19 protein-coding genes and 1 pseudogene are annotated in these 20,974 nt (G+C 70.8%); 18 read left to right on the top strand and 2 right to left on the bottom strand.

Annotated features, from left to right (window positions below):
- Positions 1-52: 52 nt before the first annotated feature.
- The 15 genes and pseudogenes from pgsA to DCW30_RS20095 form a co-directional block, all read left to right on the top strand.
- A pseudogene (gene pgsA / locus DCW30_RS20165) lies at positions 53-765 on the top strand (phosphatidylinositol phosphate synthase); the annotation flags it as partial.
- On the top strand, positions 762-1,682 hold the full coding sequence (locus DCW30_RS20160) for a phosphatidylinositol mannoside acyltransferase (RefSeq protein WP_076687108.1): 921 nt from the start codon (positions 762-764) through the stop codon (positions 1,680-1,682). The pseudogene pgsA and the gene DCW30_RS20160, both read left to right, overlap by 4 nt.
- Positions 1,679-2,842 carry a glycosyltransferase family 4 protein gene (locus DCW30_RS20155; protein WP_076687109.1) on the top strand — a complete coding sequence of 388 codons (1,164 nt, stop codon included), beginning with the start codon at positions 1,679-1,681 and terminating at the stop codon, positions 2,840-2,842. The genes DCW30_RS20160 and DCW30_RS20155 overlap by 4 nt, the downstream gene beginning before the upstream one ends.
- Before the next feature lie 184 nt (positions 2,843-3,026).
- Positions 3,027-3,578: a LemA family protein gene (locus DCW30_RS20150; protein WP_198502170.1), complete on the top strand. Its 552-nt coding sequence runs from the start codon at positions 3,027-3,029 to the stop codon at positions 3,576-3,578.
- A 170-nt stretch (positions 3,579-3,748) separates the two neighbouring features.
- Complete coding sequence (gene pdxS, locus DCW30_RS20145) at positions 3,749-4,663, top strand: pyridoxal 5'-phosphate synthase lyase subunit PdxS (protein WP_076687110.1); 915 nt, start codon at positions 3,749-3,751, stop codon at positions 4,661-4,663.
- Entirely contained in the window at positions 4,660-5,268 is a 609-nt protein-coding gene (pdxT, locus tag DCW30_RS20140) for a pyridoxal 5'-phosphate synthase glutaminase subunit PdxT (RefSeq protein ID WP_103557530.1), read from the top strand. Before pdxS ends, pdxT begins: the two co-directional genes overlap by 4 nt.
- An 86-nt stretch (positions 5,269-5,354) precedes the next feature.
- Positions 5,355-6,107, top strand: coding sequence for a YebC/PmpR family DNA-binding transcriptional regulator (locus DCW30_RS20135; protein ID WP_062779511.1), 753 nt, complete (start codon positions 5,355-5,357; stop codon positions 6,105-6,107).
- Positions 6,108-6,210: 103 nt separating this feature from the next.
- On the top strand, positions 6,211-6,813 hold the full coding sequence (gene ruvC / locus DCW30_RS20130; protein ID WP_076689530.1) for a crossover junction endodeoxyribonuclease RuvC: 603 nt from the start codon (positions 6,211-6,213) through the stop codon (positions 6,811-6,813).
- Positions 6,810-7,421: a Holliday junction branch migration protein RuvA gene (gene ruvA / locus DCW30_RS20125; RefSeq protein WP_076687112.1), complete on the top strand. Its 612-nt coding sequence runs from the start codon at positions 6,810-6,812 to the stop codon at positions 7,419-7,421. The genes ruvC and ruvA overlap by 4 nt, the downstream gene beginning before the upstream one ends.
- 80 nt (positions 7,422-7,501) lie before the next feature.
- Positions 7,502-8,599 (top strand): Holliday junction branch migration DNA helicase RuvB, encoded by a 1,098-nt coding sequence (ruvB, locus tag DCW30_RS20120; protein ID WP_076687113.1) that lies wholly within the window; start codon positions 7,502-7,504, stop codon positions 8,597-8,599.
- Between the two features lie 210 nt (positions 8,600-8,809).
- Positions 8,810-9,271: a preprotein translocase subunit YajC gene (gene yajC / locus DCW30_RS20115; RefSeq protein ID WP_076687114.1), complete on the top strand. Its 462-nt coding sequence runs from the start codon at positions 8,810-8,812 to the stop codon at positions 9,269-9,271.
- 165 nt (positions 9,272-9,436) lie between these two features.
- Positions 9,437-11,215: a protein translocase subunit SecD gene (gene secD, locus DCW30_RS20110; protein WP_076689532.1), complete on the top strand. Its 1,779-nt coding sequence runs from the start codon at positions 9,437-9,439 to the stop codon at positions 11,213-11,215.
- A gap of 2 nt (positions 11,216-11,217) precedes the next feature.
- The gene (gene secF, locus DCW30_RS20105) at positions 11,218-12,342 is read left to right on the top strand and encodes a protein translocase subunit SecF (RefSeq protein ID WP_076687115.1); all 1,125 of its coding nucleotides are present in this window, start codon (positions 11,218-11,220) and stop codon (positions 12,340-12,342) included.
- Positions 12,339-12,887 carry an adenine phosphoribosyltransferase gene (locus DCW30_RS20100; protein ID WP_076687116.1) on the top strand — a complete coding sequence of 183 codons (549 nt, stop codon included), beginning with the start codon at positions 12,339-12,341 and terminating at the stop codon, positions 12,885-12,887. Before secF ends, DCW30_RS20100 begins: the two co-directional genes overlap by 4 nt.
- A 306-nt stretch (positions 12,888-13,193) precedes the next feature.
- Positions 13,194-15,734, top strand: a complete 2,541-nt coding sequence (locus DCW30_RS20095) for a RelA/SpoT family protein (protein ID WP_076687117.1) — start codon at positions 13,194-13,196, stop codon at positions 15,732-15,734.
- Positions 15,735-15,846: 112 nt separating this feature from the next.
- Here DCW30_RS20095 and DCW30_RS20090 read toward each other — a convergent pair whose 3' ends face one another.
- Positions 15,847-17,079: a DUF349 domain-containing protein gene (locus DCW30_RS20090; protein ID WP_076687118.1), complete on the bottom strand. Its 1,233-nt coding sequence runs from the start codon at positions 17,077-17,079 to the stop codon at positions 15,847-15,849.
- A 135-nt stretch (positions 17,080-17,214) separates the two neighbouring features.
- Positions 17,215-18,039: a peptidylprolyl isomerase gene (locus DCW30_RS20085; RefSeq protein WP_076687119.1), complete on the bottom strand. Its 825-nt coding sequence runs from the start codon at positions 18,037-18,039 to the stop codon at positions 17,215-17,217.
- 151 nt (positions 18,040-18,190) lie between these two features.
- Here DCW30_RS20085 and DCW30_RS20080 point away from each other — a divergent pair, with 151 nt between their 5' ends.
- The 3 genes from DCW30_RS20080 to DCW30_RS20070 all read left to right on the top strand — a co-directional run bounded on the left by DCW30_RS20080 (position 18,191) and on the right by DCW30_RS20070 (position 20,952).
- Positions 18,191-18,904: an MBL fold metallo-hydrolase gene (locus tag DCW30_RS20080; protein ID WP_062779529.1), complete on the top strand. Its 714-nt coding sequence runs from the start codon at positions 18,191-18,193 to the stop codon at positions 18,902-18,904.
- Between the two features lie 13 nt (positions 18,905-18,917).
- Entirely contained in the window at positions 18,918-20,180 is a 1,263-nt protein-coding gene (gene hisS, locus DCW30_RS20075; RefSeq protein WP_076687120.1) for a histidine--tRNA ligase, read from the top strand.
- A gap of 130 nt (positions 20,181-20,310) precedes the next feature.
- On the top strand, positions 20,311-20,952 hold the full coding sequence (locus DCW30_RS20070; protein ID WP_103557531.1) for a vitamin K epoxide reductase family protein: 642 nt from the start codon (positions 20,311-20,313) through the stop codon (positions 20,950-20,952).
- Positions 20,953-20,974 lie beyond the last annotated feature (22 nt).

Raw genomic sequence — 20,974 nt, 5'->3', positions numbered from 1 at the left:
ATGGTGAGGGGGCGAGCCCGCCGGTGAGGGGCGTGACTACGATGGGCCAGCCGGTGGCCAACGGGGTCACGCGGCCACCGACCCCTCGGGAAGGCCATGCTGAACAAGTACGCGCGTGCATTCTTCACGCGTGTCCTCACACCGTTCGCCGCGTTTCTCATCCGCCGCGGGGTCAGCCCCGACGCGGTCACCTTCATCGGCACGGCCGGTGTGGTGGCGGGAGCGCTGGTCTTCTTCCCCCGTGGCGAGTTCTTCTGGGGCACGGTCGTCATCACCCTGTTCGTCTTCAGCGACCTCGTCGACGGCAACATGGCCCGTCAGCTCGGCCGCTCCAGCCGCTGGGGCGCCTTCCTCGACTCCACCCTCGACCGCGTGGCGGACAGCGCCATCTTCGGCGGGCTCGCCCTGTGGTACGCCGGTTCCGGTGACGACAACATCCTGTGCGCCGTCTCGATCTTCTGCCTCGCCAGCGGCCAGGTCGTCTCGTACACCAAGGCGCGCGGCGAGGCGATCGGCCTGCCCGTGGCCGTGAACGGCCTGGTGGAGCGCGCCGAACGGCTGGTCATCTCGCTGGTCGCCGCGGGCCTCGCGGGACTGCACGACTTCGGCGTCCCCGGCATCCAGGTCCTGCTGCCCATCGCCCTGTGGATCGTCGCCGCCGGCAGCATGGTCACCCTGGTCCAGCGGGTCGTCACGGTCCGCAGGGAGTCCGCCGAGGCGGACGCGGCCGGGGGCGCCGCGCAGGAGAGTGAGGCCACGCAGTGAGGGACCGACTGACGGACGCGCTCTACGGAGCCGGCTGGAGCACCGTCAAGAAGCTCCCCGAGCCGGCCGCCCAGCGGCTCGGCCGGACCATCGCCGATCTGGCCTGGAAGCGCCGCGGCACGGGCGTCCTGCGCCTGGAGGCTAACCTCGCGCGCGTGGTGCCCGACGCCACCCCCGAACGGCTCGCCCAGCTCTCCCGTGCGGGCATGCGCTCCTACCTGCGGTACTGGATGGAGTCCTTCCGGCTGCCGTCCTGGAGCGAGGACCGTGTCAGGAACGGCTTCGAGGGGACGGACCTGCACCACCTGACCGACGGCCTCGCCGCGGGCAAGGGCGTCGTCCTCGCCCTGCCGCACCTCGCCAACTGGGACCTCGCGGGCGCCTGGGTCACCACCGAGCTGAAGACCCCCTTCACGACCGTCGCCGAGCGCCTGAAGCCCGAGACGCTCTACGACCGCTTCGTCGCCTACCGCGAGAGCCTCGGCATGGAGGTCCTGCCGCACACCGGCGGCTCCGCCTTCGGCGCCCTCGCCCGGCGGCTGCGCGCGGGCGGCCTCGTCTGCCTCGTGGCCGACCGCGACCTCTCCGCGTCCGGCGTCGAGGTGAAGTTCTTCGGAGACACCGCCCGGATGCCCGCGGGGCCCGCGATGCTGGCCCAGCAGACCGGGGCGCTGCTCCTGCCGGTCACCCTCTGGTATGACGGGACCCCCGTCATGAAGGGACGCGTCCACCCGCCGGTCGACGTGCCCGAGACAGGTACGAGGGCCGAGAAGACGTCTGCCATGACACAGGCGCTGGCAGACGCCTTCGCCATCGGTATCGCCGACCACCCGGAGGATTGGCACATGCTGCAGCGACTGTGGCTCGCCGACCTGGAACCCCGCCCCGAGCAGGACCCGGCGGGGGAGACGTCGTGAAGATCGGCATCGTCTGCCCGTACTCGTGGGACGTGCCGGGCGGCGTCCAGTTCCACATCCGCGATCTGGCGGAGCACCTCATCCGCCTGGGGCACGAGGTGTCCGTCCTCGCCCCCGCGGACGACGAGACCCCCCTCCCGCCGTACGTGGTGTCGGCGGGGCGAGCCGTTCCCGTGCCGTACAACGGCTCCGTCGCGCGGCTCAACTTCGGCTTCCTGTCCGCCGCGCGGGTGCGCCGCTGGCTGCACGACGGCACCTTCGACGTCATCCACATCCACGAGCCGGCCTCGCCCTCGCTGGGCCTGCTCGCGTGCTGGGCGGCACAGGGGCCGATCGTCGCCACCTTCCACACGTCCAACCCGCGCTCCCGGGCCATGATCGCCGCCTATCCGATCCTGCAGCCCGCCCTGGAGAAGATCAGCGCGCGCATCGCCGTGAGCGAGTACGCGCGCCGCACCCTCGTGGAACACCTGGGCGGCGACGCGGTCGTCATCCCCAACGGCGTCGACGTCGGCTTCTTCGCCGACGCCGAGCCGCGGCCCGAGTGGCAGGGCGAGACCATGGGCTTCATCGGCCGCATCGACGAGCCCCGCAAGGGTCTGCCCGTCCTCATGAAGGCCCTCCCGCAGATCTTCGCCGAGCGGCCGAACGCCCGCCTGCTCGTCGCGGGCCGCGGCGATGAGGAGGAGGCGGTGGCCTCGCTCCCCGCCGAGCTGCGCCCCCGGGTGGAGTTCCTCGGCATGGTCAGCGACGAGGACAAGGCGCGGCTGCTGCGCAGCGTCGACCTGTACGTGGCGCCCAACACCGGCGGCGAGAGCTTCGGGATCATCCTGGTCGAGGCGATGTCCGCGGGCGCGCCCGTCCTCGCCAGCGACCTGGACGCCTTCGCCCAGGTCCTCGACCAGGGCGGGGCGGGCGACCTCTTCAACAACGAGGACGCCGACTCCCTGGCCAAGTCGGCGATCCGCCTGCTGTCCGACCCCGAACGCCGCGAGGGCCTCCGCGACCGCGGCGGCGCCCACGTACGCCGCTTCGACTGGTCGACGGTGGGCGCGGACATCCTCGCGGTCTACGAGACGGTGACGGACGGCGCGGCCTCCGTGGCGGAGGACGAACGGGTGGGGCTGCGGGCCCGCTTCGGCCTGGCGCAGCGGGGCTAGCGCGGGGCCGGCCGGTCGCGGGTGGAGAGCCAGCCCGTGTGGGACGAAGAACCATCCGGGCCGGGGGCGAAAAAGCAGCCCGTCCGGCGTTTGAGGGACGAAGTCCGGGGCGGAGCCCCGTGAGGGTGCCCGGGAGGGGCGGCCAGGGGCCGCGCGGCGGGACACGTGCTCCCCGGCGGTAGCCTTGCCGCCCGTGACCACACTGATCTGGATCGCCGCGGCACTCTTCGCGATCGGCCTGTACCTGAGCTGGACCGCGGGCCGGCTCGACCGGCTGCACGCCCGCATCGACGCTGCCCGCGCCGCCCTCGACGCGCAACTGCTGCGCCGCGCCTCGGTCGCCCAGGAGCTCGCGACCTCCGGAGTGCTCGACCCGGCCGCCTCGATCGTGCTCTACGAGGCGGCGCACGCAGCACGCCAGGCCGAGGAGGAGCAGCGCGAGGTCGCCGAGAGCGAACTCAGCCAGGCCCTGCGGGCGATCTTCGGCGAGGCCGCGCAGGTCGAGGCGGTGCGCGAGGCCCCTGGCGGTGACGAGGCGGCCACCGAGTTGGCCGCGGCCGTGCGCCGGGTGCCGATGGCCCGCCGCTTCCACAACGACGCCGTACGCGCGGCACGCGCCCTGCGCAGGCATCGCACGGTGCGCTGGTTCCGGCTCGCGGGGCACGCGCCCTTCCCGCTGGCGTTCGAGATGGACGACGAGCCTCCGGTGGCTCTCGCCGACCGGGCCACCGCGTAAGGCCCTGACCAGGCACGCAGCGGTGTCCGGAGCCGGGAACGCGGCGACGCCCCGAGCGGGAGGGCGACGGAAAATGAGCCACCGGTCACCTATTGGCCCTTGCTGTGGACTGGTCGCCGGGAGTTTCCTCGGAGTCGCAGAAGCCGTCTCCCTCGAGTGAGGTCACCCCCGTGTCCAGCACCCCCGCCAGCAGCAACCCGTCCACCGAGACCGGCACCGCGCGCGTGAAGCGCGGCATGGCCGAGCAGCTCAAGGGCGGCGTGATCATGGACGTCGTCAACGCCGAGCAGGCGAAGATCGCCGAGGACGCCGGCGCCGTGGCCGTCATGGCGCTGGAGCGGGTGCCCGCCGACATCCGCAAGGACGGCGGCGTGGCCCGGATGTCCGACCCCAACATGATCGAGGAGATCATCGAGGCCGTCTCGATCCCGGTCATGGCCAAGTCCCGCATCGGCCACTTCGTCGAGGCCCAGGTGCTGCAGTCCCTCGGCGTCGACTACATCGACGAGTCCGAGGTCCTCACCCCGGCCGACGAGGTCAACCACAGTGACAAGTTCGCCTTCACGACCCCCTTCGTCTGTGGCGCCACCAACCTGGGCGAGGCCCTGCGCCGCATCGCCGAGGGCGCGGCCATGATCCGCTCCAAGGGCGAGGCCGGCACCGGCAACGTCGTCGAGGCCGTCCGCCACCTGCGCCAGATCAAGAACGAGATCGCCCGCCTGCGCGGTTTCGACAACAACGAGCTGTACGCCGCCGCCAAGGATCTCCGCGCCCCCTACGAGCTGGTCAAGGAGACCGCCGAGCTGGGCAGGCTGCCGGTCGTCCTGTTCTCCGCCGGTGGTGTCGCCACCCCCGCCGACGCCGCGCTGATGCGCCAGCTCGGCGCCGAGGGCGTCTTCGTCGGCTCCGGCATCTTCAAGTCCGGCGACCCGGCCAAGCGCGCCGCCGCCATCGTGAAGGCCACCACCTTCTACGACGACCCGAAGATCATCGCGGATGCCTCCCGCAACCTGGGCGAGGCCATGGTCGGCATCAACTGCGACACCCTCCCCGAGACCGAGCGCTACGCGAACCGGGGCTGGTGATGACCACTCCCGTCGTGGGCGTCCTCGCCCTTCAGGGGGACGTGCGGGAGCACCTGATCGCCCTGGCCTCGGCGGACGCCGTGGCCAGGCCGGTCCGGCGCCCCGAAGAGCTCGCCGAGGTCGACGGCCTGGTCATCCCCGGCGGCGAGTCCACCACCATCTCCAAGCTCGCCACCCTCTTCGGCCTGATGGAGCCGCTGCGCGCACGCGTGCGTGACGGCCTGCCGGTCTACGGCAGCTGCGCCGGAATGATCATGCTCGCCGACAAGATCCTCGACCCGCGCTCGGGCCAGGAGACGGTGGGCGGCATCGACATGATCGTGCGGCGCAACGCCTTCGGGCGGCAGAACGAGTCGTTCGAGGCCGCCGTCACCGTCACGGGTGTCGAGGGCGACCCCGTCGAGGGAGTCTTCATCCGGGCGCCCTGGGTGGAGTCGGTCGGCGCGCGCGTGGAGGTGCTCGCCGAGCACGAGGGCCACATCGTCGCCGTGCGCCAGGGCAACGCGCTGGCCACCTCGTTCCACCCCGAGCTGACCGGCGACCACCGCGTCCACGCGCTGTTCGTGGAGATGGCACGGGGCAACCGGCGCGTGGGAGCCTTGTAGGATCTCCGGGGATCTGATCCCCCCCGGGGCCTTAAGGTCTGGGAGAGTTCGTACTGGTTGTTGGGTAACGCGAAGGAGACAGGCAGATGTCCGGCCACTCTAAATGGGCTACGACGAAGCACAAGAAGGCCGTGATCGACGCCAAGCGCGGCAAGCTCTTCGCGAAGATGATCAAGAACATCGAGGTCGCGGCCCGCACGGGCGGCGCCGACGTGTCCGGTAACCCGACCCTCTTCGACGCCATTCAGAAGGCCAAGAAGAGCTCGGTCCCGAACAAGAACATCGACTCCGCGGTCAAGCGCGGCGCCGGCCTCGAAGCCGGTGGCGCCGACTACGAGACGATCATGTACGAGGGCTACGGACCGAACGGCGTCGCGGTGCTCATCGAGTGCCTCACCGACAACCGCAACCGTGCCGCGTCCGACGTCCGGGTGGCCATGACCCGCAACGGCGGCTCGATGGCCGACCCGGGCTCCGTCTCGTACCTCTTCAACCGCAAGGGCGTCGTGATCGTCCCCAAGGGCGAGCTGTCCGAGGACGATGTGCTCGGCGCGGTCCTCGACGCGGGCGCCGAAGAGGTCAACGACCTCGGCGACACCTTCGAGGTGCTCAGCGAGGCCACCGACCTGGTCGCGGTCCGCACCGCGCTCCAGGAGGCCGGCATCGACTACGACTCGGCCGACGCCAACTTCGTCCCGACCATGCAGGTCGAGCTGGACGAGGAGGGCGCCCGGAAGATCTTCAAGCTGATCGACGCCCTGGAGGACAGCGACGACGTGCAGAACGTCTTCGCCAACTTCGACGTCTCCGACGAGGTCATGGCGAAGGTCGACGCATAGGCGCTCCGCCGCGTTGAACGGGCCGACGGGACACACCCGTCGGCCCGTCGCGTTGTCAGAGGGACCCGATAGCCTGCACGGACAGGCGATGGGAGGGGCTTACGTGCGCGTGCTGGGGGTCGACCCGGGACTGACCCGGTGCGGTGTCGGTGTCGTCGAGGGCGTCGCCGGACGGCCGCTGGCCATGCGCGGCGTCGGCGTCGTGCGGACCCCGGCCGACGCGGAGCTCGGCCACCGCCTGGTCGCCATCGAGCAGGGCATCGAGCAGTGGCTCGACGAGCACGAGCCGGAGTTCGTCGCCGTGGAGCGCGTGTTCAGCCAGCACAACGTCCGCACGGTCATGGGCACCGCCCAGGCCAGCGCGGTCGCCATGCTCTGCGCCTCCCGCCGCGGCATCCCCGTGGCCCTGCACACCCCCAGCGAGGTCAAGGCCGCCGTCACCGGCAGCGGCCGGGCCGACAAGGCGCAGGTCGGGGCGATGGTCACCCGCCTCCTGCGGCTCGACGCACCGCCCAGGCCCGCGGACGCCGCGGACGCCCTGGCCCTCGCCATCTGCCACATCTGGCGCGCGCCCGCGCAGAACCGCCTCCAGCGGGCGGTCGCCCAGAACCGCCTGCAGCAGGCGGTCGCCGAGAACCGCCTCCAGCAGGCCGCCGCCCCGCAGGCGGCGAAGACCCCCACAGCCCGGAAAGGCCGTACCGCATGATCGCCTTCGTCAGCGGCCCCGTCGCCGCACTCGCACCCGACACCGCGGTGATCGAGGTCGGCGGCATCGGCATGGCCGTCCAGTGCGCGCCGAACACGCTCTCCACGCTCCGCGTCGGCCAGCAGGCCAAGCTCGCCACCTCGCTGGTGGTCAGGGAGGACTCCCTGACGCTGTACGGCTTCGCCGACGACGACGAGCGCCAGACCTTCGAGCTGCTCCAGACCGCGAGCGGCGTCGGGCCCCGCCTGGCCCAGGCGATGCTCGCCGTGCACAGCCCCGACGCCCTGCGCCGCGCGGTCTCCACCGGGGACGAGAAGGCCCTGACCGCCGTGCCGGGCATCGGCAAGAAGGGGGCCCAGAAGCTGCTCCTGGAGTACAAGGACCGCCTCGGCGAGCCCCTGGGCACCGGCGGCCAGGTCCGCGGCGGCGCCCCCGCCGCCGGCTGGCGCGACCAGCTCCACGCCGCCCTGATCGGCCTGGGGTACGCGACGCGGGAGGCCGACGACGCCGTCGCCGCCGTCACCCCGCAGGCCGAGGCCGCCGAAGGCACACCGCAGGTGGGCCAGCTCCTCAAGGCGGCGCTCCAGACCCTGAACCGCACCCGCTAGCCGGACCGTGGCCGCAGCCGCCGGCCACCCGTACGGCACCACCCGACCGCACCTCTGAACCGCATCGCGAGGCACACCGCATGAACTGGGACGACACGACCGACGAAGCTGCCGACGCGGCCGAGCGGCTGGTCGGACCCGCCGCGGAGCGGCTGGTGGACTCCGGCGCCGACGGCGAGGACCAGGCCGTCGAGGCCGCCCTGCGCCCCAAGGACCTCGGCGAGTTCATCGGCCAGGAGAAGGTCCGCGAGCAGCTCGACCTCGTCCTGCGCGCGGCCCGCGCCCGGGGCGCCACCGCCGACCACGTCCTGCTCTCCGGCGCCCCGGGGCTCGGCAAGACCACCCTTTCGATGATCATCGCCGCCGAGATGGGCGCCCCGATCCGCATCACCAGCGGCCCCGCCATCCAGCACGCGGGCGATCTCGCGGCGATCCTCTCCTCCCTCCAGGAGGGCGAAGTCCTCTTCCTCGACGAGATCCACCGCATGTCGCGGCCCGCCGAGGAGATGCTCTACATGGCGATGGAGGACTTCCGTGTCGACGTCATCGTCGGCAAGGGCCCCGGCGCCACCGCCATCCCGCTCGAACTGCCGCCCTTCACCCTGGTCGGCGCCACCACGCGCGCGGGACTGCTGCCGCCGCCGCTGCGCGACCGCTTCGGCTTCACCGCGCACATGGAGTTCTACGAACCCGCCGAGCTGGAGCGCGTGGTGCACCGCTCCGCGACGCTGCTCGACGTGGAGATCGACCCGGACGGCGCCGCCGAGATCGCGGGCCGCTCCCGGGGCACGCCCCGCATCGCCAACCGTCTGCTGCGCCGCGTGCGGGACTACGCCCAGGTCAAGGCGGACGGCGTGATCGACAGGGGCATCGCGGGCGCCGCCCTCGCCGTGTACGAGGTCGACGAGCGGGGCCTCGACCGCCTCGACCGGGCCGTCCTGGAAGCCCTGCTCAAGCTGTTCAGCGGCGGTCCGGTCGGTCTGTCGACCCTCGCGGTCGCCGTGGGGGAGGAGCGGGAGACGGTCGAGGAGGTGGCCGAGCCCTTCCTCGTGCGCGAGGGACTGCTCGCCCGTACGCCCCGCGGGCGCGTCGCCACCCCGGCGGCCTGGGCGCACCTGGGCCTCGTACCACCGCGCCAAGCGGGCGGAAAGGGGCAACAGGATCTGTTCGGGGCGTGAGGGCGGCGGTGCGGGGGCTTCGCGGTGGCGCAAGCTCGACGGAACGGCGCGGATAGTCGCGGGGTCAGGAACCCCGGTGCCATGCTGAGCGTTGTTCGTTAGGTGCGGACTCGCTTAGACTCCGCCGATGCCGCCCTTGTGGGCGGCGTGCCCACCCCCATCCAGTAGGCCGCTTTTACCCGCGCGGTCGTGCGAAGGAAATTCCGTCCCGTGAATATCGTGACCCTCCTCCCGTTCATCGTGCTCATCGGGGCCATGTTCCTGATGACCCGGTCGGCGAAGAAGAAGCAGCAGGCCGCCGCGCAGATGCGCAACGAAATGCAGCCCGGCACCGGCATCCGCACGATCGGCGGCATGTACGCCACCGTCAAGGAGGTCCACGACGACGCCGTCCTCCTTGAGGTGGCCCCCGGTGTCCACGCGGTTTACGCCAAGAACTCGATCGGCGCCGTTCTCGCCGACGACGAGTACAACCGCATCGTTCACGGCACCGAGGACGACCTGAAGGAGGACACCCCCGTCGTTCCGGACGACGCCTCCTCCCTGACCGAGACCGACGAGCCCGCCGCCGCCTCCGACGACTCGCGCATCGACCTCGGCAAGAAGGACGCGGCCGCCGAGGCCGACGACGTGGAGCCGAAGAAGACCGACGGCGAGTCCGACGCGAAGTAGTCACGACCGGGGCTTGCGGGGCGCGCCGCTCGCGCGCCACGGGCCCCGGACCCCGTGCATATCGCGCCGAGTCTCGACACCACTTCATGGCCGCCCGCCCGGGTCCTCCCCGCAACCGCCGGGGCCGGACCGGACGCCGGGCGGTTGGACAGGGAGAACGAGAAGGTGGCAGCACCGAAGAAGGGCCGAAGGCAGAGCGCACCGGGCAAGCCGGGCCGCGCACTGGCCTTCATCCTGATCGCCCTCGTGGCGCTGACCGGGGGAATGTTCCTTTCCGGGCACACCACGCCGCGTCTGGGCATCGACCTCGCGGGTGGCACGAGCATCACGCTCGAGGCGAAGAACGAGCCGGGTCAGAAGAACGCGATCAACCCGACCAACATGAACACCGCGGTCGACATCATCAACAACCGTGTCAACGGTCTGGGTGTCTCCGAGGCCGAGGTACAGACCCAGGGCGATCGCAACATCATCGTCAACATCCCCAAGGGGACGAACGAGAAGCAGGCGCGCGAGCAGGTCGGCACGACCGCTCAGCTCTTCTTCCGTCCGGTGATCACGCAGGCCGCCGGCGCGGCGACTCCCGACCCGTCCGCCACTCCTCCCGGCGCGGACAAGGAGAAGGACAAGGCCACCGACAAGGCGACGGACAAGGCCACCGACAAGGCCACGGACGGAGCGGACTCCCCGAGCTCCTCCGCGTCGCCGCAGGGCCGCGCCCTGACCGACGCCCTGAAGGACGACCCGACGCCCGGCGCCTCGGACAAGGCCGAGGACGGCAAGAAGGACGACGGGAAGAAGGACGAGACCCCGGCACCCGACCCGGCGACGGCCAAGCTCCAGGAGCAGTTCGCCAAGCTGGACTGCACGGACAAGAAGCAGCGCGCCGAGGCCGGCCGCGGCATCAAGGCCTCCGAGACCACCATCGCCTGCGGCAAGAGCGCCGACGGCAAGACGTGGGACAAGTTCATCCTGGCCCCGGCCGAGGTCAACGGCAAGGACGTCGACGAGGCCGAGGCGACGATCAGGCAGGACACCGGCGCCTGGATCGTCAACATGGAGTTCACCAAGGGCGGCGCGAAGAAGTTCTCCGACGTCACGAGCAAGCTGTCGCAGCAGCAGCCCCCGCAGAACCAGTTCGCGATCGTCCTCGACGGCGACGTCGTCTCGGCCCCCAGCGTCAACACGACCCTGAGCAAGAACGCCGAGATCTCCGGCAGCTTCACGCAGCAGTCCGCGAAGGACCTCGCGAACGTCCTGTCGTACGGCGCCCTGCCGCTCACTTTCCACGAGCAGAGCGTCACCACGGTCAGCCCGGCCCTCGGCGGCGAGCAGCTGCAGGCGGGCCTCATCGCGGGCGCCATCGGCCTCGCACTGGTCGTCATCTACCTGGTGGTCTACTACCGCGGTCTCTCGCTGATCGCGATCGCGAGCCTCCTGGTCTCCGCGGCGCTGACGTACACGATCATGACGCTGCTCGGCCCGACCATCAAGTTCGCGCTGAACCTGCCCGCGGTCTGCGGCGCCATCGTCGCGATCGGCATCACGGCGGACTCGTTCATCGTGTTCTTCGAACGCGTACGTGACGAGGTCCGCGAGGGCCGCACGCTGCGCCCCGCCGTCGAGCGCGGCTGGCCGCGGGCCCGGCGCACCATCCTGGTCTCCGACTTCGTGTCGTTCCTCGCCGCCGCCGTGCTCTTCGTGGTCACGGTCGGCAAGGTCCAGGGCTTCGCGTTCACGCTCGGCCTGACCACGCTCCTCGACGTCGTCGTGGTCTTCTTCTTCACCAAGCCGCTGATGACGCTCATGGCACGCAAGAAGTTCTTCGCGAGCGGCCACAAGTGGTCCGGCTTCGACCCGGTGCGACTCGGGGTCAAGCCCCCGATCCGCCGGGCCCGCCGCGCCCCCGGCTCCGCTGGCCCTGTCGACCCGAAGGAGGCCTGAGAGTGTCGAAGCTCGGTAATCTCGGCGCCAGGCTCTACCGCGGCGAGGTCGGCTACGACTTCGTCGGCAAGCGCATGCTCTGGTACGGCCTCTCGATCCTGATCACGATCACGGCCATCGTCGGCCTCGCGGTGCGCGGCCTGAACATGGGCATCGAGTTCGAGGGCGGCGCCGTCTTCAACACCCCGAAGACGAGTGCCTCGGTCTCGAAGGCCGAGGAGTCCGCGGAGAAGGCGGCCGGCCACGACGCGATCGTCCAGAAGCTGGGCGAGGGCGAGATGCGCATCCAGATCGCGGGTGTGGACATCGAGAAGTCCGACCAGATCAAGAGGGCGCTCGCCGAGGACCTCGACGTCAAGGCCGGCGACATCAACGCCGACCTGGTCGGCCCCAGCTGGGGCGAGCAGATCGCCAACAAGGCCTGGCAAGGCCTGGCGATCTTCATGGTCCTCGTGGTGATCTACCTGGCCATCGCCTTCGAGTGGCGCATGGCGCTCGCGGCGCTCATCGCGCTCATCCACGACATCACCATCACCGTGGGTGTGTACGCACTGGTCGGCTTCGAGGTCACGCCCGGCACGGTGATCGGTCTGCTGACCATCCTCGGTTACTCGCTGTACGACACGGTGGTGGTCTTCGACAGCTTGAAGGAGCAGTCGAAGGACATCACCAAGCAGACCCGCTTCACCTACAGCGAGGTCGCCAACCGCAGCATCAACGGCACCCTGGTGCGCTCCATCAACACCACGGTCGTCGCGCTGCTCCCGGTGGCCGGCCTGCTCTTCATCGGTGGCGGCGCCCTGGGCGCGGGCATGCTCAACGACATCTCGCTCTCGCTGTTCGTCGGCCTCGCGGCCGGTGCGTACTCCTCGATCTTCATCGCCACGCCGCTCGTCGCCGACTTCAAGGAGCGCGAGCCGCAGATGAAGGCCCTCAAGAAGCGGGTGCTCGCCAAGCGCGCGGCGGCCGCGGCCAAGGGCGAGTCCGCGGAGGCGCCGCACACCGCGGACGACGTGCCGCACGACGATGAGTACGAGGACGACGCCGCCCCGGCGGTCGTCGGCCCCCGCAGCCAGCCCGCGTCGCGCGGCCGCGGCAAGGGCCGTCCCTCGGGGAAGCGCCGATGACCGAGCAGACGGACGTCACACAGCTGCTGCTCAGCCGCATCCGTGACGTCGTGGACTATCCGGTGCCGGGCGTGATGTTCAAGGACATCACCCCGCTCCTCGCCGACCCCGCGGCCTTCGCGGCGCTGACGGAGACGCTCGCCGACCTGTGCGTGCGGCACGGCGCCACGAAGATCGTCGGCCTGGAGGCCCGCGGCTTCATCCTGGGCGCCCCCGCCGCGCTCCGCGCCGGGCTCGGCTTCATCCCCGTGCGCAAGGCGGGCAAGCTCCCCGGAGCGACGCTCAAGCAGAGCTACGACCTGGAGTACGGCAGCGCCGAGATCGAGGTGCACGCCGAGGACCTGGCGGCGGGCGACCGCGTCATGGTCATCGACGACGTCCTCGCCACCGGTGGCACCGCCGCCGCCTCGCTCGACCTGATCCGGCGCTCCGGCGCCGAGGTGGCCGGGGTCGCCGTGCTCATGGAGCTCGGTTTCCTCGACGGCCGCCGGAAACTGGAGGGCGCGCTGAACGGCGCGCCCCTGGAAGCGCTGATCACCGTCTGAGCGTGACCGCCGTCGGTGTGCGGCACTGTGCGACGGGCGTTCCGGCCATCGGTCGGGGCGCCCGTCGCCGTTTCGGCCGGTTCCCGCTCTGGACGGCGTCCGCCCGCACCGGCAGGCGCCGACCGGACGCGGGCCGGGGCGGGCGACGGGCGGTGCGCGCCGGCGGCGGGAATCGACGCCACGCCCCCTGCGTTTCCCCAGTACAGCGCCGTCTCACCGGCCCAAGGCGAGCCGAAGGCCCAGGATCGATACCATGGACACTTCGGGGCCTGCCCGGGGGACCCCGATCGCGCACAGGGAGCGCTCTTGCCAGACGAGTCCCAGCCACTCACCGCCGCCAAGGCCGCCCAGAAGGGGCAGCAGGCCTCGGCGGACTCCGTCGCGCCCGCGAAGAAGGCTGCGGGCGGGCAGGGCGGCACGTCCGCGCAGCGCGCCCAGGGAGAGGTCTCCCGGGGCGGCAAACCGGCCGAGCAGCCGCGCCCGAAGCCGCCGGCGGACCACCATCCGACGGCCCCCGCGATCCGCCCCGCCACGGGGCAGCCCTCGCGCTCCGGCTCCTCCAACCGCGTGCGGGCCCGCCTCGCCCGCCTCGGCGTGCAGCGTTCGAACCCGTACAACCCGGTTCTCGAACCCCTGCTGCGGATAGTGCGCAGCAACGACCCGAAGATCGAGACGTCGACGCTGCGGCAGATCGAGCGGGCCTACCAGGTCGCCGAGCGCTGGCACCGCGGGCAGAAGCGCAAGAGCGGCGATCCGTACATCACGCACCCGCTCGCCGTGACGACGATCCTCGCCGAGCTGGGCATGGACCCGGCCACCCTGATGGCGGGGCTCCTGCACGACACCGTCGAGGACACTGAGTACGGCCTCGACACCCTCAAGCGCGACTTCGGCGACCAGGTCGCGCTGCTCGTCGACGGCGTCACCAAGCTGGACAAGGTCAAGTTCGGCGAGGCCGCGCAGGCCGAGACCGTGCGCAAGATGGTCGTCGCCATGGCCAAGGACCCCCGCGTCCTGGTCATCAAGCTCGCCGACCGCCTGCACAACATGCGCACGATGCGCTATCTCAAGCGCGAGAAGCAGGAGAAGAAGGCGCGCGAGACCCTGGAGATCTACGCGCCGCTCGCCCACCGCCTGGGCATGAACACCATCAAGTGGGAGTTGGAGGACCTCGCCTTCGCGATCCTCTACCCCAAGATGTACGACGAGATCGTGCGCCTGGTCGCCGAGCGCGCCCCCAAGCGCGACGAGTACCTCGCCATAGTGACCGACGAGGTTCAGGCCGACCTGCGCGCCGCCCGCATCAAGGCGACCGTCACCGGACGCCCGAAGCACTACTACAGCGTCTATCAGAAGATGATCGTCCGCGGCCGGGACTTCGCGGAGATCTACGACCTGGTGGGCATTCGCGTCCTCGTCGACACGGTCCGCGACTGCTATGCCGCCCTCGGCACGGTCCACGCGCGATGGAACCCGGTCCCCGGCCGGTTCAAGGACTACATCGCGATGCCGAAGTTCAACATGTACCAGTCGCTGCACACGACGGTCATCGGCCCCAACGGCAAGCCCGTCGAGCTCCAGATCCGCACGTTCGACATGCACCGCCGCGCCGAGTACGGCATCGCCGCGCACTGGAAGTACAAGCAGGAGGCCGTCGCCGGCGCCTCCAAGGTGCGCACGGACGTACCGAAGAAGGCCGGCGGCAAGGACGACCACCTCAACGACATGGCGTGGCTGCGCCAGCTCCTGGACTGGCAGAAGGAGACCGAGGACCCCAGCGAGTTCCTGGAGTCGCTGCGCTTCGACCTCTCGCGCAACGAGGTCTTCGTGTTCACGCCGAAGGGCGACGTCATAGCGCTCCCGGCGGGCGCCACCCCCGTCGACTTCTCGTACGCGGTGCACACCGAGGTCGGCCACAGGACCATAGGGGCGCGGGTCAACGGCCGTCTCGTACCGCTGGAATCGACCCTGGACAACGGCGACCTGGTGGAGGTCTTCACCTCCAAGGCGGCCGGCGCGGGCCCCTCCCGCGACTGGCTCGGCTTCGTCAAGTCGCCCCGGGCGCGCAACAAGATCCGCGCGTGGTTCTCCAAGGAGCGCCGCGACGAGGCCATCGAGCAGGGCAAGGACGCCATCGCGCGGGCCATGCGCAAGCAGAACCTGCCGATCCAGCGCATCCTGACCGGCGATTCCCTGGTCACGCTCGCGCACGAGATGCGCTACCCCGACATCTCGTCGCTGTACGCCGCGATCGGCGAGGGCCACGTCACCGCGCAGTCCGTCGTGCAGAAGCTCGTGCAGGCGCTCGGCGGCGAGGAGGCCGCCAACGAGGACATCGCCGAGAGCGCCCCGCCCTCGCGCGGACGCAGCAAGCGCCGCTCGAACACCGACCCGGGCGTCGTGGTCAAGGGCGTCGAGGACGTGTGGGTCAAGCTGGCCCGCTGCTGCACGCCCGTGCCCGGCGACCCGATCATCGGCTTCGTCACGCGCGGCAGCGGCGTCTCCGTGCACCGCAGCGACTGCGTGAACGTCGACTCCCTGTCGCGGGAGCCCGAGCGCATCCTCGAGGTCGAGTGGGCGCCCACCCAGTCCTCCGTCTTCCTGGTCGCCATCCAGGTCGAGGCACTGGACCGCTCGCGCCTGCTCTCGGACGTCACGCGCATCCTCTCGGACCAGCACGTGAACATCCTGTCGGCGGCGGTGCAGACCTCCCGCGACCGCGTCGCCACGTCCCGCTTCACCTTCGAGATGGGCGACCCCAAGCACCTGGGGCACGTGCTCAAGGCCGTCAGGGGCGTCGAGGGCGTGTACGACGTCTACCGGGTCACGTCGACGCGACGGCCGTGACCCCGGCCGCGACCCGGCCGTCGGGCCGGCCGCCGGGCCGTGAACCGGACACTGCGCGGAGGGGCTCCCGTACACGATGTACGGGAGCCCCTCCGCGCAGTGGACCGAAGACTCAGCCGCCGAACTCGTGCAGACCCTTCAGCGCCTGGTCGAGCAGCGCCTGGCGGCCGTCGAGCTCCCGCTGGAGCTTGTCGGCCTTCGCGGTGTTGCCCGCGGCACGCGCGTTCTCGATCTGGCCGTGCAGCTTGTCCACGGCCGCCTGCAGCTGGCCCGTGAGGCCCTCCGCACGCGCGCGTGCCTCCGGGTTCGTGCGGCGCCACTCGGCTTCCTCGGACTCCTGGATGGCCCGCTCCACGGCGTGCATACGGCCCTCGACCTTCGGGCGCGCGTCACGCGGGACGTGACCGATGGCCTCCCAGCGCTCGTTGATCGAGCGGAAGGCGGCGCGCGCCGACTTCAGGTCCTTCACCGGGAGCAGCTTCTCGGCCTCCTCGGCCAGCTCCTCCTTCAGCTTCAGGTTCTCCGTCTGCTCGGCGTCGCGCTCGGCGAACACCTCGCTGCGCGCCGCGAAGAAGACGTCCTGGGCGCCGCGGAAGCGGTTCCACAGGTCGTCCTCGTGCTCGCGCTGCGCGCGGCCCGCCGCCTTCCAGTCCGCCATCAGCTCGCGGTACCGCGCGGCCGTCGGACCCCAGTCCTTCGAGCCGGACAGCGCCTCGGCCTCGGCGACCAGCTTCTCCTTGGCCTTGCGGGCCTCCTCGCGCTGCGCGTCCAGCGAGGCGAAGTGCGCCTTGCGGCGCTTGGAGAACGCCGAGCGGGCGTGCGAGAAGCGGTGCCACAGCTCGTCGTCGGACTTGCGGTCGAGCCGGGGCAGGCCCTTCCACGTGTCCACCAGGGCCCGCAGCCGCTCGCCGGCCGCCCGCCACTGCTCGCTCTGGGCCAGCTCCTCGGCCTCGACGACCAGGGCCTCCTTGGCGTGCCTGGCCTCGTCGGACTGCTTGGCCTTCTGGGCCTTGCGCTCCTCGCGACGGGCCTCGACGGTCTCGACCAGCTTGTCGAGCCGCTTGCCCAGGGCGTCCAGATCGCCGACCGCGTGCGCCTCGTCCACCTGCTGGCGCAGGTGCTCGACGGCGGTCATGGCGTCCTTGGCCGACAGGTCGGTCGTCTTCACCCGGCGCTCGAGAAGTCCGATCTCGACGACCAGACCGTCGTACTTGCGCTCGAAGTAGGCGAGGGCCTCATCAGGAGATCCTGCCTGCCACGAACCGACCACTCGCTCGCCGCCGTCGGCCGTACGCACGTACACGGTCCCCGTCTCGTCGACGCGGCCCCACGGGCTGCTGCTCACAGCGCCTCCTCCACATGATGCCTGCGCAGGGCCTTGGGGCCCCCGGCATCGTCCACAGTTTCGTCACCGCCAACATAGGCGACCGGCGGGGCGGCTGTCCGCATCCCGCACGACCGAAGTTTGCCCGCGCGGACTTCAGGACCTGGTGACGGTCGCCTTGTCGATGACGACGGTCGCGTTCGGGCTGCCGTCGCCCTGACCGGTGTTCTCACCGGCGTCGGCGATCTTCTTGAGCACCTTCATGCCGGAATCGGAAATGGTCCCGAACGGTGTGTAGTCGGGCGGGAGCTGGCTGTCCTGATAGACGAGGAAGAACTGGCTCCCGCCGGTGTCGCGGCCCTTCTTCGTCTGGGCGTTGTACTGGTTCGCCATGGCGACCGTGCCCGCCGGATACACGTTCCCCTTCAGGCGCTTGTCCTTGAGGTTCTCGTCCGGGATGGAGTACCCCGGGCCGCCCTCGCCGGTGCCCTTGGGGTCGCCGCACTGCAGGACGTTGACACCGCCCGTGGTCAGGCGGTGGCACGTGGTGTGGTCGAGGTAGCCCTTGTCGACCAGGAACTTAAACGAGTTCACCGTGTGCGGGGCCTTCGCCGCCGACAGGTCGAGACCGATGTCCCCGCACGTCGTCTTCAGGTCCATCGTGTAGTCGGCGGACTTGTCGATGGTGAGCGCGGGCTCCTTCTCGAAGCTCAGCGGCTTCACCTTGCCGGGAGCCGGCTTCTCGCACGGGTCCTTCGGCGTGCTGGTCGGCCGTGCGGCGGCCTCGTCGTCCTTCGTCCCGCCGCCGTCGAAGGCGCCCGCCACGTACGACACCGCGCCCCCCGCCAGCGCCACCGCGAGCGCCCCCGCGATCACCGCGTTGCGCATCCGCGCCCTGCGCCGGGCGGCCTCGCGCCGCTGCTGTTGACGCTCGAACTTCTCACGGGCGAGCTGCCGCCGCCGCTGATCGTTGCTGACCACCGGGTTCTCTCCCCTTTCCGGGTGACCGCCTGAGTTGCCCGTACCGTATATGGGTTACCTGTGGAATCGGCAGCGCCGGTAGGCTCTGATCTGCCGTGATCCTCCGCCGGGGGCGCGGCCCATCCCGCCGGACGACGAACGAAGGACGATCGTGCTCATTGCCGGGTTCCCCGCCGGGGCCTGGGGGACCAACTGCTACCTGGTCGCCCCCGCCGCCGGCGAGGAGTGCGTGATCATCGACCCGGGCCACCAGGCCGCCCAGGGAGTCGAGGACGCACTCAAGAAGCATCGGCTCAAGCCCGTCGCGGTCATCCTCACCCATGGCCACATCGACCACGTCGCCTCGGTCGTCCCGGTCTGCGGAGCGCACGACGTGCCCGCGTGGATCCACCCCTCCGACCGGTACATGATGAGCGACCCCGAGAAGGCCCTCGGCCGCTCCATAGGGATGCCGCTCATGGGCGAGCTGACGGTGGGGGAGCCCGACGACGTGCGGGAGCTGTCCGACGGGGCGGGGCTGAAGCTGGCGGGGCTCGACTTCTCCGTCGCGCACGCGCCGGGCCATACGAAGGGGTCGGTGACCTTCCGGATGCCCGAGACGGCCGAGATCCCCTCGGTCTTCTTCTCGGGCGATCTGCTCTTCGCCGGCTCCATCGGACGCACCGACCTGCCCGGCGGCAGCCACACCGAGATCCTTGAGTCGCTGGCACGCGTGTGCCTGCCGCTCGACGACTCGACCGTGGTGCTGTCGGGCCACGGCCCCCAGACATCCATCGGCCAGGAGCGCGCCACCAACCCGTATCTGCGGCAGGTGGCCGCCGGCCTGGGTCCGGACGACACGTCCGCCCCGCGACGAGGAATGTGACGAGAGAACTCCCGTGAGCACCTTCAAGGCCCCCAAGGGCACCTACGACCTGCTTCCCCCGGACTCCGCGAAGTTCCTCGCGGTCCGCGAGGCGATCGCCGCGCCGCTGCGCAACTCCGGCTACGGCTACGTCGAGACGCCCGGATTCGAGAACGTCGAGCTGTTCGCACGCGGTGTCGGCGAGTCCACCGACATCGTCACCAAGGAGATGTACGCCTTCACGACCAAGGGCGGCGACGAGCTCGCCCTGCGCCCCGAAGGCACCGCCTCCGTGCTGCGCGCCGCCCTGGAGGGCAACCTCCACAAGGCGGGCAACCTCCCGGTCAAGCTCTGGTACTCCGGCTCGTACTACCGCTACGAGCGCCCCCAGAAGGGCCGCTACCGCCACTTCTCGCAGGTCGGCGCCGAGGCGATCGGCGCCGAGGACCCAGCGCTCGACGCCGAGCTGATCATCCTGGCCGACCAGGCGTACCGCACGCTCGGCCTGCGGGACTTCCGCATCCTGCTGAACTCCCTCGGCGACAAGGAGTGCCGTCCGGTCTACCGGGCCGCGCTCCAGGACTTCCTGCGCGGCCTCGACCTGGACGAGGAGACACGCCGACGTATCGACATCAACCCGCTCCGGGTCCTCGACGACAAGCGCGCCGAGGTGCAGAAGCAGCTCGTGGGCGCCCCCTCGCTCCGCGACTACCTCTGCGACGCGTGCAAGGCGTACCACGAGCAGGTGCGCGAGCTGATCACCGCGGCCGGCGTCGCCTTCGAGGACGACGAGAAGCTCGTCCGCGGCCTGGACTACTACACCCGCACCACCTTCGAGTTCGTCCACGACGGCCTCGGCTCGCAGTCCGCGGTCGGCGGCGGCGGCCGCTACGACGGCCTGTCCGAGATGATCGGCGGCCCCTCGCTGCCCTCGGTCGGCTGGGCGCTCGGCGTGGACCGCACGGTCCTCGCCCTGGAGGCGGAAGGCGTCGAGCTCGAACTACCGGCGTCCACCAGCGTCTTCGCGGTCCCGCTCGGCGACGAGGCCCGCCGGGTCCTCTTCGCCAAGGTGACGGAGCTGCGCAAGGCGGGGGTGGCGGCCGACTTCAGCTACGGCGGCAAGGGCCTCAAGGGGGCCATGAAGAACGCCAACCGCTCCGGCGCCCGCTTCACCGTCGTCGCGGGCGAGCGCGACCTCGCCGAGGGCGTGGTCCAGCTCAAGGACATGGAGTCCGGCGAGCAGACGGCCGTCGCGGTGGACGAGATCGTGGCCGAACTGACGGCGAAGCTCGCGTAACGGCGCGAGCACGGCGCTCTCCCACGCGGGGTCCGGAAACGGACCCCGCGATGCCGTTCCGGGGACGGACACACAGGTGCGTACGGCACAATGTCCCTGCCCTCGGCCCCACAAGCGACGGAACGGCGTGATGAGCGAAACGATGTCAGTGAAGGACGACGCCCCGGACCGTGCGGAGCGGGTGACCGCTCCCGGGAGTGTCGGGGGGAGCCGCGCGCTCGCCCTGCTCCTGGTGATCACGGGCGCCGCCGGTGTGCTCGCCTCCTGGATCATCACCATCGACAAGTTCGAGCTCCTCAAGGACCCGAACTTCCAGCCGGGGTGCAGCATCAACCCGGTGGTCGCCTGCGGCAGCATCATGAAGAGCGAGCAGGCGGAGGTCTTCGGCTTCCCCAACCCGATGCTCGGCCTGGTGACCTACGGCATCGTGATCTGCGTCGGCATGAGCCTGCTGGCGGGGGCCCGCTTCCCGCGCTGGTACTGGCTGACGTTCAACGCGGGCACGCTCTTCGGTGTCGGATTCTGCACCTGGCTGATGATCCAGTCGCTGTACCACATCAACGCGCTCTGCCTCTGGTGCTGCCTCGCCTGGACCGTCACGCTCCTGATGTTCTGGTACGTCACGTCGTTCAACATCCGCCACGGCTTCCTGCCCGCGCCCCGCTGGGCCAAGGGCTTCCTGGAGGACTTCACCTGGGCCCTGCCGGTGATGCACATCGGCGTCATCGCCATGCTGATCCTCACCCGCTGGGGCGCCGACCTCTGGGCCTGAGCGCCCGGACGCTCCCGGCGGG

Origin of the sequence: Streptomyces alfalfae, from assembly GCF_004127445.1 — a bacterium.
In the GTDB taxonomy this organism is placed as follows: domain Bacteria; phylum Actinomycetota; class Actinomycetes; order Streptomycetales; family Streptomycetaceae; genus Streptomyces; species Streptomyces alfalfae.
This window is presented reverse-complemented; position numbering and strand designations above follow the sequence as displayed.